The organism is Agreia sp. PsM10, assembly GCF_030433855.1.
Taxonomy (GTDB): domain Bacteria; phylum Actinomycetota; class Actinomycetes; order Actinomycetales; family Microbacteriaceae; genus Agreia.
This window is the reverse complement of sequence record NZ_JARUXC010000013.1, coordinates 95,559-111,812: the sequence shown is the minus strand read 5'-3', so window position 1 is coordinate 111,812 and position 16,254 is coordinate 95,559. Positions and strand designations below refer to the sequence as shown.

The window sequence follows — 16,254 nt, the reverse complement described above, 5'->3', positions numbered from 1 at the left end:
CGTTTCCAATGGGCGTGGAGTTCGCCGGAACGTTCGGCCGAAGCACCCCGGCAGATTTATCGGTTGCGTTATATGCGTTGCTTGTCGCGGCCGTGACGGTAACGACGGCGGAGGTCTGGGGTCCGGTGCTGCTGGTTGCTGCGATGGAGACGTTGCCGGCGGCGCCCTTGGCCTTGATCCCCGAAAGGGTGATGTTGCCATTGGCATCAGTGGTGAGGACTTTGGGGTTTGTTGTTCCGTCTGACCATGTGAGCCCGGATGGCAGGGTGACCGTCACGATCTTGCCGGGGTCGGGTGTCGTGCCGTTCGCGGTGAGAAGAAGGGTGACGTCCTTCAATGTTCCACACGCGGCTACGTCGTAGGGCCCGTTCGTGAAGGCGAGGGTCGGCGAGGGCGACGCGGCGGCGAGGGGTGCGCCGACGGCGACCGCGACAACGGGGATGGTCCAGGCCGCCCCGGCGATGATCGTGCGGCGCTGGATGCCGTCCGCTCCAGTGTGAATCGCGCCCGTCTCGGGCGTGTCGTTGTTGATCATTCGAGGATTCCTAACGTCGTTGAAGTTCTGATGACGAACATGAGTCTCGAGATTTCGCGGCGACAATTCTGGTTTTGCGTCCGATGTAAGCGTTTGACGTACGGGTTATGCGCGTCTGACGTTTTTTGTTCTTTATGCGCGGTACGCAACGTTGGATTCTGCTTGTATTGATGCAATATCTCACATACGACATAAGGTGACTTAAATGCGACACCACTAATCCATCAAGGCGGTTCGGTGAATCCCTTAGGGACTGAACGACATGTCGCCCTCACAGGAGCTGACGCCACCACCTGGCTGCAGAGAAGGGGCTGGGCATTTCCGGGCGGAACCGGTCCCCTCCAGCTCTATGCCGACGAAGTGCGTCGAGGCGGATTCGTAGTACGAAGGCAATGGATGTCCGCAGCCTTCGGAAGTTGGTCTCCCGTGGCACACAGCACCACTCAACTCACCCTCGTAATAGAGGGAGACGCGATGATCAGATTCGGCAATCAGGAAAGCCGGCTGCACGGCGGATATGCGGTGCGACGCGACCACGGCGAAGCGATCGAGTTCGAGTCGCACACACCTATTGCCCTGATGCAGATCGAGACCAGGAGCGTCCCGCGCCAGTTCGCGTGGACTCTTGACCAAAACCAGGCGGTGTTCCAATCGCGGCCCTCGCTGCGAGAGATGCTCGCAAGCCAGATCACATCGACGCTGAACTCTGACATCGAACCGTCTACAGACGAGTTCGCGTACGTAAAACTGTCAATCGAGTACACCACGATCGCACTCCTCATCGGCAGCAACGAGCAGAGATCCTCACTCGGATCATCAGGCGAAAGACAGCTCTATCAACGCGCGATCCATCTGATTTCGACGCAGGCAACCGACCCCCAGCTAACACTGGATGCGATCGCGAACGAGCTCAGTATCTCCAAATCCCATCTGCAACGCGTTTTCCGGCGAGCAGGCACAACCCCACTCACCTTCCTCAGACAACGACGAGCGACCATCGCCCGCGACCTCCTAGCCGGACGCCAGGTCTCCATGCTCGACGAACTCAACTCAATCGCCCACCGCGCAGGATTCCCATCCGTCCGCGTCATGAAAGACGCACTCCGGCGAGACCGCATTTGAACAGCTGCGTGTCCAGCCCGACGAATCGGACCGGCCACCGCATCTGATGAAACCGCGCTGAAGGTGCTTGAAAACACCCAGCAACGGCCACCGCAGCAACTCCGTTCGCCATATACGCGACAGAATCACCTTGACCTGAGCGTTGCGCCACTGCGGACGTAACGCCGTTGGCGACATTTGCGTTGTTTCCGTACCAGAGCTGTCCATCCTGCGTAAGGTAAGGGGCTCAGCCCACTGCTTCGGTCCCTTGAGGTACGTCCGGGAATGTGTTGTTCGGGGAACCGGTGATCGCCGTTTTCGCATCACCGCTTGCCGTGACGGTGATCACTTTGCCGGGGTCGGGCGTTGTGCCGTTGGTCGACAGAAGAAGGGTGACATCCGTCAGGGTTCCGCACGCGGCTACGTCCTAAGGCCCCTTCGCGAAGGCGAGGGTCGGCGCGGGCGATGCCGCAGCAAAGGATGCACCGACAGCGACCGCGACAAAGGGGATGGCCCAGGCGGCACCTTGGACGAGGCTGCGGCGTTCGGCGGGGGTGCGCCCAGGAGGGTTTGTTCAGCGTGTTGTCGTCGTCACCGTTTACGGCATGGCTTGTTTTCCTCTTCTATTTGATAGATATGCCACATTGTGTTCAAATGTGCGGCCGAGAGGAACATTTTCTCTAGCGATGGACCGAAAACAAATCAGATAGGCGAATCAGTCGCATTCGCGCTCAACCCTGCCGGCTTCGCGCTTAACGCTCGACTCACCGTCTCGAATATGCAGGGCCTGGCATCTGTCGTTCTCAGAGGCCCTGGACGTATTTCTTGAGCCAGGGGCGGAGATCTGCACCCAGGTCTTCGCGATCACTCGCGAGCTGCACGATGGCCTTGATGTAGTCGAGTTTGTCACCCGTATCGTAGCGGCGACCTCGGAAGACGACACCGTAGACGCCGCCGGCAATCGAGGTGTCGGCCGCGAGGGTCTCGAGTGCGTCGGTGAGCTGGATCTCGTTATTCTTGCCTGGCTCGGTCTTTTCCAGCACATCGAAGATCTCGGGCTGCAGCACGTAACGGCCGATGACGGCGTAGTTCGACGGCGCATCCTCAACGGATGGCTTCTCGACAAGGCCGGTGACCCGCACGACATCGTCTTCGTCTATAGTCTCGATCGACGCGACACCGTAGAGGTGAACGACAGACGGGTCGACCTCGAGGAGCGCGACTACGGTCGCGGCGCGTTCTTCTGCGACCTCGATCATGCGCGAAAGGAGTTCGTCGCGAGCATCGATCAGATCGTCGCCGAGGAGAACAGCGAACGGCTGGTGCCCGACGTGCATGCGTGCGCGCGCCACGGCATGGCCCAGCCCCCGAGGATCGCCCTGCCGCACGTAGTGCATCTCAGCGAGCGCGGTGGCCTCGTTGACCATGCGCAGCTTGTTGCCGTCACCCTTCGACTCGAGAGTCGCCTCGAGCTCGGTGACACGATCGAAGTGGTTGGCCAGCGCATGCTTGTTACGGCCTGTGACAACCAAGATGTCGTCGAGCCCTGCCTTCACGGCTTCTTCAACGACGTACTGGATCGCCGGTTTGTCGACGACGGGGAGCATCTCCTTCGGCAGCGCCTTGGTCGCGGGCAGGAATCGTGTTCCCAATCCGGCAGCGGGAAGAACAGCCTTCATCACGCGAGTGATGCGAGGGGTCGACTGCGGTTCTCCGCCGAGGGCGGTGGTCTTGTCTGTGGTTGACACAATCACGCTTTCTAACACGAAGTTCTGGGGCTTGTCGACCACGTCAGAGCTGGCTGGCAACTTGTGGAAAGTACGCGTCAAGCCTCAGAGGTCTGACCGACTTTGTCTCCACGATAATCAGTCCGGCGTCGTGCAGTTCTATGAGCGCGTTGTCGACCAGAACATCGGCATTGCCGTCTGGCTGCCCGAAAGTGTCAACGATCGCGCTCACCACCTCGTCGAACGACCGCCATTCACTGAGAAAATTCAGCAGCTCCACAGCAATACCCGATACGAGGGTGAGCCGATCACCCACCATAACGATGGCGTCGGCACCATCTACCAGCACATCTGTCGCCACAACCGCCCTGACACGCATCAACTGAACCCGACCAATTCTCTGACCAGCGGCGCAGCGGATGAGGCTTCACGATAGCTCAGCTGCTTGATTCCATCGACGCGCGAGGCCAATGCGTTGAGTATCTGAAGGGGAAGGTCGAACTGCGGCAGATGCGAGATCTCCGGAGTCAACTCCATGACCCCTTGCAAGAGAGGAACGGTGTCGATTCTCGGGGGCGTCGAGAGCGATGAGTCTCGGCGCAGGAGCACAACGGAGCCGAGCCAGAGAGGCACGGCGGCGGCCTGAAGCTTGAGCGAGAGCGGGGACTTCTGGTCTTTGGTCATATCGGGCGCCGGGCGCTTGAGCGACAACGGCTTCGGGAACGGCGCGACAGTGAAGTCAGAGCGGATGCCAACGGTCTCGTCGCTGACGTAGGCCATGGTCTTTCCCAACACACCCGCGAGGGTCGTCTTTCCCATACCCGATCGACCCACAAGCGCCACGACCGCCCCGGTCTCAGGATGCGCGAGGCCGCAGGCGTGGAGCATCAACAGGTGCCCCGCCTGAGCATTGATCGCCTCAATCGTCACGCGAGGAGTGAGCGCCGCCATCAAATCGGGCACAGTTTGTCGCACGACCACACCTGGCTCGTCGGGAAAATCGGACTCGACCCCGATTCCGACCGTCAGGACAACGTCAGGAGCCTCACCGACGGCATCCACGAGACACCAGCGCCAGGCCTCCTCGATGATCCCCACGACGTCGGAAGAACGCGCACCGACAACGACCAGACCGACCCTCGTCTCCATCGCCTGCAGAACGATCACGAATTCTCCTAGTCTCCTAATAGAGCAGAGTATCTCTGATACGTTCTGTATTGTACAGTTGCTCTTGTTTATTTTGAGCAGGCGGGGTTCCTAGAAGGTTTGATGTGAGCTACGAGCGCGACAACACAGAGCCCATTGAGGCACTCACTCGCCATTCTCCGCCCCGCGTACCCACGGTGCGACCCGGTCGACTCGAGAAAGATCAGTGGAATCCACTGGCCGTGATCACCATAATCGCATGGTTCGTTTCGGGGCCCCTTGGCGGCATCGTTTTCGGCTGGATCGCCCTGGGGCGCATTGATCGACGTGGCGGGCGAGGGCGCGCCCAGATTATCGCCATTCTCAGCATCTCCTACGCCATCGTTATTATCGCCACCGCCCTATTCACGTTGAAGCTCATCTCCAGCTACGGTGGCACCTTGTCGGCACCCGACTGACCGACGAAAGAGTTCACACATGACCGAGATCGCCAGAATCTCATTGCGCCATGCCGTCGCCCTTCTACCAAAGCATCTCGAAAACGCATACAGTCTCATATAACTCGTGTTGTTTTATTCAAGGCATTTTTTGAGCCAGTCTTCGGGAGGAAACATGATGCAACGCGGAGCGCCCGTTCGCAACTCGGGCACATCGTTGGTGGACTACGGCGTGGCACTGGCCGACTTGCCGGCCCGACAGTGGATGCAGACGAGAGGGTACAAAACAGACTCCCCAGGCTCATTCCGACTGTTTGCCGACTCGGTCGTGGTCGACAGTTTCGGCTTGGCGCGAATCTGGCACACATCGGCCACCCTCTACCGCAGGGGGAGCACCCAGAACGACGATGCTCATCTTCTCTCGCTGCTCATCGCTATCGAAGGCACCATCACAGTTCGCGACGGCGCACGCGAGCTGACAGCAAGCACCAACGAGGCGATACTTCTCCCCAAATCACCCGACTACACAATTGAGTGCAATGAGCCGTCGGCGCGCATCGAGGTTCTGCTCGACGACTCGTTCTCGATCGGTTACTCGCTCGAGCCCGACCCGGCCCTAGGCCAGGTCTTGGGCGCCTCGCCTTATCTGAAACTTCTCGTCGCGGCGGCGAACGCTGCGCTAGGCATCAATCTGGTGCCGGCTGGCATCGCAGGCATCTCACTGAGGAACTCGTTCGAGCATCTGACTCTCGCCGCGTTGCGAGCGAACGAGAATTACCAGGATTTAGCGAACATACCGCCCAACGAGCGCCTCTACAACAGGGCGCTCGAGATCATCGAGTCGGGCGCAGGCCAATCGACCCTGACCGTTGCATCGATCGCTGACGAGCTCAAACTCTCGGTGCGACAACTGCAGCGAGTCTTCGCAGTCGCTGGCACCTCTCCGCTGGTGGAGATTCGAGTTGCACGGGCGCGGCTCGCGCAACAGAAGCTCCGGTCCGTGACCGGGTCGTCGCGATCCGACCTGGCGGTCGTGGCTCGCTCCGCCGGATTCAGCAGCACACGATCCATGCGGGAGGCGTTGCGATTGGTCGACACCACATGACCATGGTGATCGTCTTTCCGATCTTCACCACCGTCATTCTGCTTCTCGGCGGGCTCACCAAGATCGGCAACGTCCAGGCGACGCTGACGTCGTTCGAACACTTCAGGCTTCCCGCATTCCTCATGCGCGCTCCCCTGGCCGCGGCTTTCCCTGCCTTCGAGCTGCTGCTGGCGTTCGGCCTGCTGTTCGCCGAAGGCCCCGCCTACCTTGCGGCGTCCGCCGCGGCCGAGCTCCTCATGGCGGCATACGTGCTGCTCGTCCTTCGAGCCGTGAATCGCGGAGACGAGTTTGATTGCGGATGCTTCGGAGCGGCCATAAACAGTCCCATCGGATGGACCCTGGTATGGCGGAATCTCTTCTTCTTCGTGATTGCCAGCGTCAGCTTCATGGGTGCGTGCTTCGGCATCGACAGCGTGAGATCGGTGCTGATGAAGTTCTCGCCCTCGGACAGGGGATGGGCCATCGTGCTGGTTCTGGCGACAACCCTCTACGTCGGCAGACTGTACTCCCGCACCATCGCGGGGGTAGGCCGGATGTCCGCCACCGCCGGTGTCCCAGCTTCCAGCCCCGCGGATGGGCGAATACCACCAGCCGAGGTCGTGACGTCAACAGGCGCCGTGTTCCGACTCGAGGACCTTTCCGCGTTGCGGCCTCAGCTCGTGGTGTTCGTCAGATCGGGATGCTCCTCGTGCGACGAGGTGATCCGCAAGTTGACGCCATTCGCACTGTCTATGGACGCGCGGATCGGAGTGATCTTCGCAGTCGTTGGTACAGCCCACAGCGTGTTCGAGGTAGATCACCCCGGTCTCCAGAGTGTGAGCGTGTTCGCGGTCATTGCAGCACAGGAGAAGCTTGGAATCGTGGGCACCCCTAGTGCCGTCGTGCTGGGCTTGAACGGTCGCCTTGAGACCGGCCCGGTGTTGGGCCCGCCCGCCATATTGGCCCTGTTGCCTCCTGATATCTAAATTACAATTCTCCAGATACAATCTTTAATGGTGTATATGAATGCTGATGTATGTGTGTTCTCATAATGCATTAAATAGTGCTATTCGATATTCTCTTGGAGTGACCGATCCTAGAATTAGACGAACCCGCCTTCATGTGCTGGCCACGGCTCGCGCGATGATTGCCGAAAAAGGCTCCGAACCCCTGACGATCAGCAGCTTGGCGCGCGAAGCACAGATCTCGCGTCGTACGCTGTACGTGCACTGGCAGACGATTGAAGAGCTCACCAGCGAGGCTCTTGCCGACTCAGCCTTGCCAGCCCTTGAATCACGGCACACAGATAGTAGCCTGGAAGACCGACTTCAGCTCTTTTTACGCGAGATACGTGATCACCTGAAGCAGCGATTGCCGAAGATCGCAGAAACATCGTCTGCGCACTTCGCCGCCACTGCCGATGAGAACGCCCTCGATCAACTGAAAGACATGCAGCAGCAACGCCTCAATCTGTTTCGGGCGACAGTTGCTCCCGTCACGGCCGACCGGTTTGCACAGATCGTCGGGCCTATCTATTTCGCCGAGCTTCAAACCGGCAAGTCCGCGTCACGTCAGCTCATCGAGTCGCAGGTGGCCCTGGGTATCGCGCTACTCGGAGCAGACAAAACCACCGAACCGCAGACATGAGGCTAGGGAACGTCACTGACGATCGGCTTCACATGCACTGACGGGTCAGACTCAGGCCGCTGCGGCGCGGTAGGAGATGTGCTGTCCTCGAGGAGCGCCGAGCGAATGATCTGCCGCGGGTCGTATTGCCTCGGATTCAACTTCTTCCAGTCGACGTCGTCGAAGTCTTCGCCTAGCTCCTCTTTTAAACGGGCCTTCGCCCCGTTCGTGGCGTCACGGATGCGCCGCACCCAGTGCGCGAGCATCTCAGCGTATCCCGGAAGCTTTTCCGGGCCGATGATCAATGCCGCGATCACACCGATGATGATCAATTTGTCGAACGAGAGGCCAAACATGAGCGGTGCCTTTCCGCGAAGGGGATTGTTATTAGATGGCGGCCATGAACTCGGCCTCGTACCGGTCGAGCTTCTTCTTCTGCCGCCTGTCGTGAACCCAGGCGATCAAGGCGGCCGCATAGAAGAGAGCAACCATCGGAACCGCCAGCATGAACATGGACATGACGTCTGAAGGCGGCGTGGCGATGGCTGTGAAGAGGGCGATGACCAGCAGAGCTATTCGCCACGATTTCAATATCGACGTCGCACTGAGCAGGCCAGCCAGGTTCAACATCACCAGGAGCACGGGAACCACGAACGCTACGCCGACGATCACGACCAGCTTGAGCACGAAGTCGTAGTAGGTGCGAGCGCTGATCACCGAGGTCGTGTCTGCTGGAGCGAAGCTCGCCAGAACGTGAACCATGTTCGGCAGAACGAACCAACCCGCGGCGCAGCCGGCGAGAAACAGAGGCACGGCCGTCAGCACGAAGCCGAGGGCGAACCGCTTCTCTTTGCCAGACAACCCCGGCATGAAGAAGGCGGCCACCTGATAAAGCCAGATCGGCGCCGAGACGACGAACCCCACGGTGATGGCGATCTGCATACGCAGTTCGAACGCCTCGTTGATATTCGTGAAGTTGAGCGAACTCTGCCTGCCCTCAACGGCCGTGATGGATGCGATGGGCGCACTCATCGCATGCAGGAGCGGCTCCGAGAGGAGCCAACCGACTACGGCACCGGCGAGGATGCCGAGTGCGGAGCGGAAGAGCCGCTTGCGCAACTCACGGAGGTGAGCGGCAAGCGGCATCGTTCCAGTGCGATTCTTCTCCCGCCCCCTGGTTCGTAGAGCCATTCGATCTAGCCCTTGTGCTTGAGCTCTGTGACGTTCTCGTCGACCTTCACAAGCCCAGCGTCGACAGAGTCACCACTCGAAGCTTTGTCGTCGATGGTCGCCTTATCGTCTTTCTGAAGTTCTTTGACCTCGCCCTTGAAGATGCGCATGGACTGTCCCACGCTTCTCGCCAGCGCCGGCAGCTTCGGCGCACCGAAGAGGAGCAGAACGATTGCAAGAATAATGATGAGGTGCCAGCCCTGGAGGTTTCCGATCATGGTGGTCGTGTCCTGCTTCCTTGATAAATGGCGAAGGGGACAAGTACCTGCGCCACATCGACGCATCAGCTGCCCCCGGTTTGATTACTATAAACCGAGATGTACTGAAAAGATAACTCGTTATGTAGAGTTAGTCGAGAAATCAATGATTCAGCAGCCGAGATGCATGTGTCTTGACATACACCCTGCGAATCACCGTGACGCCTTGGAGGGCCTCGATGGAGCTATCCGGATACCTGCGCGTACTTCGCGTGCATTGGATGGCGATCGTGGCCGCCACCTTGCTGGGCTGCATCGTGGCCTTCGGCTGGACTCTCGTTCAGCCGAAGGTGTACACCGCCGACGCGACGGGCTTCATCTATACGGGCGCAAGCGATGAGCTCGCGGTGGCCAGCCTGGGAAACACCTACGCGATCTCCCGTGCGAAGTCCTACCTCGACATAGCGAAGTCTCGTGCCGTCGCCGTCTACGCCATCGACAAGCTCGGCCTCAAAGGCACGCCCGAGTCGCTGGTCGGGCGCATCGACGTTACCAACCCTCTCGACACGCCGACACTCAAGATCAGCGCATCGGGATCGAGCCCGGAGGCCGCAAGGGATCTCGCCGAGGCGTGGGTAGAGGGACTCGCTCAACAGGTATCACAGCTTGAGAACTCGGACACCGCCAACGCAGCAGCCACGTCTGTGGTCAAACTCAAACCCGTCGACGGCGCGGTGCTGCCGACGTCGCCGTCGTCGCCCAACACCACCCTCGCCCTCGAGATCGGTCTCGTGCTCGGCCTGGCCCTCGGTGTGGCATACGCCTTCATTCGTCGCACCCTCGATCGACGCATCCGCAGCGTGGAGAACATCGAACGGGAATTCGACATCCCTGTCGTCGGCGCCGTGCCCTTCGACAAGCACTTCACCGATGAAGATCGCCTGGTGGGCCAATCAGGCTCGTCCGACTATGCCACTCGGAAAACCGATGACGATGCCGTTGCCGAAGCGATGCGCGAACTCCGCACCAACATCCAGTTCATGAACGTCGACAACCCGCCTCGCATCATCGTCGTCAGCAGCTCCCTTCCCGGCGACGGCAAGTCGACCATGGCGGCCAACCTGGCAATCACCATCGCCGCGTCGGGCCGACTGGTCGTGGTGGTCGACGGCGACCTGAGACGACCCACGGTCGCCCGGTCGTTCAACCTGCTGCCCGGCGTCGGGCTGACCGACGTGCTGGTGGGCCGGGCCGAGATCTCGGATGTCCTCCAGGAGTGGGGAGACACAGGTCGGCTTCTGGTCATGGGCGCGGGATCGCTGCCGCCGAACCCGAGTGAGTTGCTCGGCTCGAACGCGATGGCGAGCCTGCTCAACGATCTCGCCGAGAAGGCCATCGTTCTGATCGACGCACCACCGCTCCTGCCCGTGACGGATGCTGCGATTCTGGCCGCTCGCGCCGACGGGGCGCTCATCGTGGCCTCGTCGGGAAAGACGACCATCGACGCGCTGGGCAAGGCGCTGCAGAACCTCGAGCGCGTGCAGGCCAAATGCCTGGGCATCATTCTCAACCGCATCCCGCGTCGGGCCAGTGGGGCCTATTACGGCTACCAGTACAAGGGTGACTACGCCTCCACCGCCGGCCCGGCGGCCCTGCCGCCCGAGATCGCAGATCTGCCGCCATTCATGCCAAAGCCAGGGCGCCGGGCACAAACCGACCGTACCGCCTCTCCCGAGACGGACGCGACGGCGCAGGGCCCCGCACCCGAGGCCGCAACGACGAGGGCCGCGTCGAAGGTCGCCGCCAAGTAGTGCGCTAGGCCGTGCCGAGAAGCCCCTGGATCGGCCCGGCGCGACGTCGCGGGCGCAGGAGCGTCGGCGCGGGATCCGCGTGGACCACCTCAGCCGCCTCAGTGGGCAGGGTTCTCATCGCGTCGGACAGTGCGGCGACGGCCGTGCTCCGGGCCGCGCCGACGACGGGATGGGCCCGGAGAAGCACGCTGTGAGCATCCAGAATCAGCCTGTTCAGCATGAGCGGCATCTCGTCGGAGAACACGTGGAGATGCTGCATGTATTTCAGTTCGATGTGGAGCTCGCGCAACCAGGCCTCGGCGGCGGGCTGCGACAACCGCGCTGACCTGCCCTGGTGGATGGCCGTCAACGCCTCGCCGGCCCGAACGGCCGTCGCATCTGAGTGCACTAGCAGGGCGCCGGCACCGTCGTAGATGCTGAGGCGATCGCACACAGACTCCAGCGTTCTTCCCGAGAGGGCGTGCTCCACTCCTGCGTACTCCGCCTCGTGGAAGCTGAGCGGCGTCCACACTCCCAGGCCGGTGCGCCGGTGGTCTCTGCCGAACCGTTGCACGGTGGCCAACCTGCTGACGTGGGGCTGCACCGAGAGCAGCGACAGCTGAGTGTGGAGGCCCGCGTCGTGAAGTCGCCGCAGTCCCGTGATAACCATGCCGGGCTTGCGCAGGGTACCGATGAGAATCAGGCTGAACCCGTGAGCGGCGGCGTAGTCGACAGCCATCCGAGCCCACTCGACGGCGGCCTGAGATGTCGCCTCGACAGCGAGGCCCGGTTGCGTCGCGGTCAGTTCGAGGTAGCGCGGATGGTAGATGCGCACCTCGTCGCCGATCACTGGAGGCATGCGGGACGGCGGGTAGGCCCTGCGGAACATCGTTGCCGCGGCGGCGAGGCCGGAACCGGACTGCCCGCCCACGATAACGGCGGTCGGTCGCACCCGCGGGGCCGAGTCGGCGAAATAGCGTGGTCTGATGTGTTCGTCGAAGATCGATCTGAGCTCGGTGGCCTGGAGCTCGTAGCGCCTGGAGATCGTGGTCATCTCGCCATCACCTGTTTGAGTCGAACACTGAACTCGGCCGTTCGATCGAGCACGCCCGCGGTGTCATGCACCCTGACGGAGCCAAGTCGGGTGTCGATGTGCCTGATCTCTGCAGCAACCTCGTCCCGCCACAAAGTCTCGTCGCCTCGCGGCAGGGCTCCGATCAGAGCGGCCACGAGGTTGCCTGCAGTTTCGCGCATGACCTCGTAGTCGACCACGGTGTCGCTAGGGAACATCATGTGTTTGAGTCTACAGCTGGATGTTCGATCGGCGGTGGCCCACAATTCAGCAGCAGCGGCCAGGGGGCATCGCTGACCTCGGTAACATGAGCCCAGACCCCCAGAACGACTATGTGCAGCACATAAAAGGGCAGGGTCATTGTGCCCAGGATGCGCACGGGATCGAGCACCCGGAGCGTCGCGGACGCGAGACCCGAAAGGCCCGGAGGCTTGGCCTTGGTCGTTGCCGCGACGAGGAGACAGCATGCGCCGAGCACGATCAGCGCGAGACCCGTGGCCTTCAGGAGTTCGGGAACGGAGCCGGAACAGACGGCCAGAGTGGCTCCCGACGCTGCCGATAAAACCACGGCCAGGCCGACGAGCCCGACGCCGATCGCCGCGATCGCGATGAGCATCCGCGTGGATGCCAGATAGCGCGACGCGGCCAGTTCCGGCCAATGCGAAAACCAGCAGCCCGCTCACCCGGTATCCGGGGTCGAAGAACAGAAAGCTCGCCAGGCCTGACACGGGCCCCAGAACGGCGGCGCCTGCCCGGATGCGGCGAGGCCGCTGGTCAGCTACCCGCTGAGCAGGCCGGGCACGAAGGTCTGGGCAAGCGGACTCAGCGCGACCAGCAGACTTGCGGACACGACGAGCCACTGGGTGCTCACGAACAGCAGGGGGATGAGGAGAAGGATGACGACGCCGAAGTAGCTCAGGATGGGAATGACTTGGGCGCCCAGGTATCCGACGGCGATTCCGAGGACGACGAGCATGAGCGCGCCAGCTGCCGTCGGAGCTTCGGACGTTCTCGAGCGGCTGTTGCCGTGCCGCGCTGGGTCATCAATCCGAGGGGGACGCCGAGGATCAGGGTGAACAGGGGCGCGGAGATGTGTTCTGCGACGTTGAGGATGACGTCGATCGGGTGCATTCCCGAGGGTGGCGCTGTGTGGGCGACGAAGACTCCGAGCAGGCCCAGCCCGCGGGCGATGTCGACGCCCGGCAGTCGTGAAGAGACCACCGCGTCATATTCGTGTGGGTCCTTAAAACGCAAGCCTCGAGGACGATCAAATCAGAGTCAAGCTGTAGTGAACAATATATGCAGGCGGCTCGGTGTACGCGAATCTCTCCATGGTCGAGCAATGTCGGGCGCGCTCGATCCCATATCGCCATGGTCGAGTGGTTACAGTCGTACGGTTTGTTGGTCGTCACAGCGATCCTTATAGCCGGACGCGCGTGGTTTACGAAAGGGATGTCTGGTCGGCCGCGGTGTCGTCTCGTGTGCATGTCACCGGCGCTAGATAGTCTCGTGTCAGAAAAGAGCACACAATCGAACTCGGAGATCGCCGTGTCTGACTCGTCCAATACCGGCAAGGTCGAAGGCAAAGCCATGAAGGCCGAAGGCAAGGCCGCCAACAGAGAACGCGGCCTCGGCAAGGCCGTCGACGGAATCGGCAGGTTCGCGCGCGGGGAGCTACGACGCAACTGGCCGATCATGCAGGCGAACTCACGCACTCTGCCGTGGACACGGTCGAGGGCTTGATCGCGAAGAAGATCGACCTGTATGTGCAGGCCATCGCCGACTACAACGGTGCGTTCACTGCAATGAGCGACAGGGGCCTGTCGGTCATGCGCCAGCGCGAACGCTCGACCGATCTCATTGAGCTCGTCGAGCTGCTGGTGAACAGCATCGCCAACACACCGAAGTCGTTCACGACCGACTTCGAAGACATCGAGCACCACCGATCCCAATTCCTGGAGGCTGAAGAGTTTGCCCGAAAAGACCTGGAGGCCTCACGAAGGTCGGCCGCCGGCGTAGGCGCGGGATTTGCCGCAGGTGCCGCGGTGGCGAGCATGGCACCGACCGCGGCGATGTGGGCGGCCACCACGTTCGGTGCCGCGTCGACCGGCACCGCAATCTCCACTCTCTCCGGCGCCGCGGCGACCAATGCAGCCCTTGCGTGGCTCGGAGGTGGAGCCATCGCCGCCGGCGGCGGAGGCACTGCAGCAGGCGGGGCACTGCTCGCGCTTGCAGGCCCGATCGGCTGGACGGTTGCGGGGGCAACGGTCTTGGTGTCGATCGCGTTGTTCGCCAAAAAAAAGTTCGACAATCGAGAAGAGAAGCAGCGGGCGCTGATCTCTGTCCGCCAGAACACTGCACTCGTGACGGGCCTGGATGCGCAGATCGATGACCTGCTGCAGCGCACGACGTCACTGCGCGAACTCCTAAGGAAGAGCTACACCGAAGCCTTGCGGTTCTTCGACGCCGACTTTCTCGAGCTATCTGCGTCCCAGCAATCTCAGCTCGGCACGCTCGTCAACACGGCGACGTCGTGCGCTGCCCTTTTGAGCAAGCGCATCGAAGCAGGTGCCGGTGAGTGAGTCATCGAAGCTCGCCAAGAGCAACCAGGAGCAGGCAGTCGCTGCCTGGATGAACCACCTCAACCAGCTGAGGTTGGACGGTCTGCTGAGCGCCTTCCGTCAGCAAGATGTCAACCTGCGAGACGCACTCGGCAGCGTCGACGACGCGATCAAGAGAATCGACCTCGAGGTGGTCGCCACAAATCGCGGCGGAATCAAGGGCATGCACGGATTCATCGCCGAGCTCGCCGAGGTGGGTGTCGGCAACGCCCGAAACCAGATCCTGGGCGAAAACGCCGCCTACGACTGGGTGAACGACAACGGTCCGGTCGACCTAGTGCGCGGCGGTGTGGAGATTCAGGTGAAGTTCGTCGCTGCTGGCGGGCGGTTCGGATTGGGCGCGATCGCGGAGCATCTCCAGCAATACCCCGACTTCGTCGAGAACGGAGGAAAGTACCAGATCCCCGGCGATCATTTCGAGGTGATCCAGAAATTGCACGCCATGTCGCCCTAAGACGCGGGCAGGGTGCTCTCGCGCAGCGGCGATGGCCCATCGATGAAGGATTGGACGCGGGTGCAGGCATTCTTCGATGGGGGCGTTGTCAGCATCGAATCGCTCGAGCCCTCGAATCTGGAGTATCACGAGGTGCAAAGAGATGCCTACAGCTCGACGCTCGAGACAGAGAAGCAATCCCTCCGCTCCACCGATCAGGCTCGGCGAAACAGGGCGTACCAGCAGAGTCGTCCGACACTGGCCGAGGGCGCGAAGGCCACGGTGGCAGCTGCGGCGATCGAAGGCGGCACCACCTTTGTGCTGGCTGTGATAGAGAAGCGCCGCCAAGGCAAGAACCTCAAGGACTTCACCAGCCGCGACTGGATCGATATTGCAACCGAGACCGGTTTCGGCTCGGTCACGGGTGGCGTGCGCGGTCTGAGCATCTACTCGCTCACAAACTTCACAGCGACATCCGGCGCTGTCGCCAGCGCCGTCGTCACAGCGGCTTTAGCCATCGCGGAGCAGGCGAACTGCCTTCGCCACGGCGAGATCGACGAGCTGGAGTTCATCGAAAACGCCGAGACCATCGCACTGCGGGCTGCCATCAGTGCCCTGTCCTCATTCGTGGGGCAGGCGCTCATCCCGGTCCCGGTAATCGGTGCCGTCATCGGCAACACTATTGGCACCATCATGTATACGTCGGTTTCGTCTTCCCTCTCGAAGCGGGAGGCGGAGCTCATCTCGGAGTACCTCGAGCAGCAGCGAGACATCGACAAGTCTCTTGCGGCGAACTACCGGGAGCTCATCGACAAGCTCGATACCAGCATGGCCACGTATCTGGTGGTACTCGAGCGAGCGTCCTCCCCCGACCTCGATGTTGCACTCCGCGGGTCAGTCGACCTCGCCTTGCAAGTCGGTGTGGCCGCGACCGAGATTCTCGATTCCAGCGAGAAGGTCACCTCCTTCTTCATCGACTGACGTGTCGATACGCGATCGGGCGGCTCGTGTGGAACACGGCCGCGGCGTTCCCTGAGCTTGTCGAAGGGCCTCGCGCTCGACTGCGGTTCTGATGGCGAACTCCGATCGTCGTTTGCGTAGCCGCAGCTGGCGCTAAATGATGACAGAGTGCTCGGGCAGGACTTTCTGGGCGATTCAGCCCCCGGATTTTGGCTCCGTGGACTGAGGTGGAACGAAACTGTCCTCAATTAGCCGTCGGACTCGTCGACCACGTCGTGCTCCTGCAACCTACAGA

20 protein-coding genes and 1 pseudogene are annotated in these 16,254 nt (G+C 61.5%); 10 read left to right on the top strand and 11 right to left on the bottom strand.

Translation table 11 applies throughout. The annotated features are described in order from the left end of the window. Positions 1–535, bottom strand: a pseudogene (locus QCD70_RS15300) (hypothetical protein); the annotation flags it as partial. A 474-nt stretch (positions 536–1,009) separates the two neighbouring features. On the opposite strand from QCD70_RS15300, the gene QCD70_RS15295 reads away from it, so the two are divergent. Next, the gene (locus QCD70_RS15295) at positions 1,010–1,657 is read left to right on the top strand and encodes a helix-turn-helix domain-containing protein (RefSeq protein WP_301217796.1); all 648 of its coding nucleotides are present in this window, start codon (positions 1,010–1,012) and stop codon (positions 1,655–1,657) included. A 782-nt stretch (positions 1,658–2,439) separates the two neighbouring features. Here the strand turns inward: QCD70_RS15295 and galU are convergent. The 3 genes from galU to QCD70_RS15280 all read right to left on the bottom strand — a co-directional run bounded on the left by galU (position 2,440) and on the right by QCD70_RS15280 (position 4,530). Next, on the bottom strand, positions 2,440–3,315 hold the full coding sequence (gene galU / locus QCD70_RS15290) for a UTP--glucose-1-phosphate uridylyltransferase GalU (RefSeq protein WP_301217806.1): 876 nt from the start codon (positions 3,313–3,315) through the stop codon (positions 2,440–2,442). Positions 3,316–3,427: 112 nt separating this feature from the next. Beyond that, the gene (locus QCD70_RS15285; protein ID WP_301217793.1) at positions 3,428–3,724 is read right to left on the bottom strand and encodes a hypothetical protein; all 297 of its coding nucleotides are present in this window, start codon (positions 3,722–3,724) and stop codon (positions 3,428–3,430) included. Positions 3,725–3,741: 17 nt separating this feature from the next. Continuing rightward, positions 3,742–4,530 (bottom strand): hypothetical protein, encoded by a 789-nt coding sequence (locus tag QCD70_RS15280; protein WP_301217791.1) that lies wholly within the window; start codon positions 4,528–4,530, stop codon positions 3,742–3,744. Positions 4,531–4,751: 221 nt separating this feature from the next. On the opposite strand from QCD70_RS15280, the gene QCD70_RS15275 reads away from it, so the two are divergent. The 4 genes from QCD70_RS15275 (at position 4,752) to QCD70_RS15260 (ending at position 7,677) form a co-directional block, all read left to right on the top strand. Continuing rightward, positions 4,752–4,967 (top strand): hypothetical protein, encoded by a 216-nt coding sequence (locus tag QCD70_RS15275; RefSeq protein WP_301217789.1) that lies wholly within the window; start codon positions 4,752–4,754, stop codon positions 4,965–4,967. Positions 4,968–5,178: 211 nt separating this feature from the next. Next, entirely contained in the window at positions 5,179–6,051 is an 873-nt protein-coding gene (locus QCD70_RS15270; RefSeq protein WP_301217787.1) for an AraC family transcriptional regulator, read from the top strand. Then, positions 6,048–7,016 carry a MauE/DoxX family redox-associated membrane protein gene (locus QCD70_RS15265; RefSeq protein ID WP_301217784.1) on the top strand — a complete coding sequence of 323 codons (969 nt, stop codon included), beginning with the start codon at positions 6,048–6,050 and terminating at the stop codon, positions 7,014–7,016. Before QCD70_RS15270 ends, QCD70_RS15265 begins: the two co-directional genes overlap by 4 nt. A gap of 100 nt (positions 7,017–7,116) precedes the next feature. After that, positions 7,117–7,677: a TetR/AcrR family transcriptional regulator gene (locus QCD70_RS15260; RefSeq protein ID WP_301217781.1), complete on the top strand. Its 561-nt coding sequence runs from the start codon at positions 7,117–7,119 to the stop codon at positions 7,675–7,677. A gap of 2 nt (positions 7,678–7,679) precedes the next feature. Here QCD70_RS15260 and QCD70_RS15255 read toward each other — a convergent pair whose 3' ends face one another. Genes QCD70_RS15255 through tatA form a run of 3 tightly spaced genes read right to left on the bottom strand, consistent with a single transcriptional unit; the run spans position 7,680 to position 9,104 of the window. Beyond that, the gene (locus QCD70_RS15255; protein WP_301217778.1) at positions 7,680–8,012 is read right to left on the bottom strand and encodes a twin-arginine translocase TatA/TatE family subunit; all 333 of its coding nucleotides are present in this window, start codon (positions 8,010–8,012) and stop codon (positions 7,680–7,682) included. Positions 8,013–8,043: 31 nt separating this feature from the next. Further along, positions 8,044–8,802: a twin-arginine translocase subunit TatC gene (gene tatC / locus QCD70_RS15250; protein ID WP_301217776.1), complete on the bottom strand. Its 759-nt coding sequence runs from the start codon at positions 8,800–8,802 to the stop codon at positions 8,044–8,046. A gap of 50 nt (positions 8,803–8,852) precedes the next feature. Beyond that, positions 8,853–9,104, bottom strand: a complete 252-nt coding sequence (gene tatA, locus QCD70_RS15245; RefSeq protein WP_301217774.1) for a Sec-independent protein translocase subunit TatA — start codon at positions 9,102–9,104, stop codon at positions 8,853–8,855. A gap of 218 nt (positions 9,105–9,322) precedes the next feature. On the opposite strand from tatA, the gene QCD70_RS15240 reads away from it, so the two are divergent. Further along, positions 9,323–10,894, top strand: a complete 1,572-nt coding sequence (locus QCD70_RS15240; protein ID WP_301217771.1) for a polysaccharide biosynthesis tyrosine autokinase — start codon at positions 9,323–9,325, stop codon at positions 10,892–10,894. A 4-nt stretch (positions 10,895–10,898) separates the two neighbouring features. Here the strand turns inward: QCD70_RS15240 and QCD70_RS15235 are convergent, their stop codons facing one another. From QCD70_RS15235 to QCD70_RS15220, 4 genes are all read right to left on the bottom strand, one after another. After that, positions 10,899–11,927 carry a zeta toxin family protein gene (locus QCD70_RS15235; protein ID WP_301217769.1) on the bottom strand — a complete coding sequence of 343 codons (1,029 nt, stop codon included), beginning with the start codon at positions 11,925–11,927 and terminating at the stop codon, positions 10,899–10,901. Beyond that, positions 11,924–12,166: a hypothetical protein gene (locus QCD70_RS15230; protein ID WP_301217767.1), complete on the bottom strand. Its 243-nt coding sequence runs from the start codon at positions 12,164–12,166 to the stop codon at positions 11,924–11,926. The genes QCD70_RS15235 and QCD70_RS15230 overlap by 4 nt, the downstream gene beginning before the upstream one ends. Next, positions 12,163–12,561, bottom strand: coding sequence for a hypothetical protein (locus QCD70_RS15225; RefSeq protein ID WP_301217765.1), 399 nt, complete (start codon positions 12,559–12,561; stop codon positions 12,163–12,165). Before QCD70_RS15225 ends, QCD70_RS15230 begins: the two co-directional genes overlap by 4 nt. A 162-nt stretch (positions 12,562–12,723) precedes the next feature. Beyond that, positions 12,724–12,921 (bottom strand): hypothetical protein, encoded by a 198-nt coding sequence (locus tag QCD70_RS15220; RefSeq protein ID WP_301217763.1) that lies wholly within the window; start codon positions 12,919–12,921, stop codon positions 12,724–12,726. Positions 12,922–13,493: 572 nt separating this feature from the next. On the opposite strand from QCD70_RS15220, the gene QCD70_RS15215 reads away from it, so the two are divergent. From QCD70_RS15215 to QCD70_RS15200, 4 genes are read left to right on the top strand one after another with little or no spacing between them, the layout of a single operon-like run. After that, positions 13,494–13,688, top strand: coding sequence for a hypothetical protein (locus tag QCD70_RS15215; protein WP_301217760.1), 195 nt, complete (start codon positions 13,494–13,496; stop codon positions 13,686–13,688). After that, the gene (locus tag QCD70_RS15210) at positions 13,667–14,527 is read left to right on the top strand and encodes a hypothetical protein (RefSeq protein WP_301217758.1); all 861 of its coding nucleotides are present in this window, start codon (positions 13,667–13,669) and stop codon (positions 14,525–14,527) included. The genes QCD70_RS15215 and QCD70_RS15210 overlap by 22 nt, the downstream gene beginning before the upstream one ends. Further along, the gene (locus tag QCD70_RS15205) at positions 14,520–15,020 is read left to right on the top strand and encodes a hypothetical protein (protein ID WP_301217755.1); all 501 of its coding nucleotides are present in this window, start codon (positions 14,520–14,522) and stop codon (positions 15,018–15,020) included. The genes QCD70_RS15210 and QCD70_RS15205 overlap by 8 nt, the downstream gene beginning before the upstream one ends. A gap of 60 nt (positions 15,021–15,080) precedes the next feature. Beyond that, the gene (locus QCD70_RS15200; protein ID WP_301217753.1) at positions 15,081–15,980 is read left to right on the top strand and encodes a hypothetical protein; all 900 of its coding nucleotides are present in this window, start codon (positions 15,081–15,083) and stop codon (positions 15,978–15,980) included. The last annotated feature ends 274 nt before the right edge of the window (positions 15,981–16,254 follow it).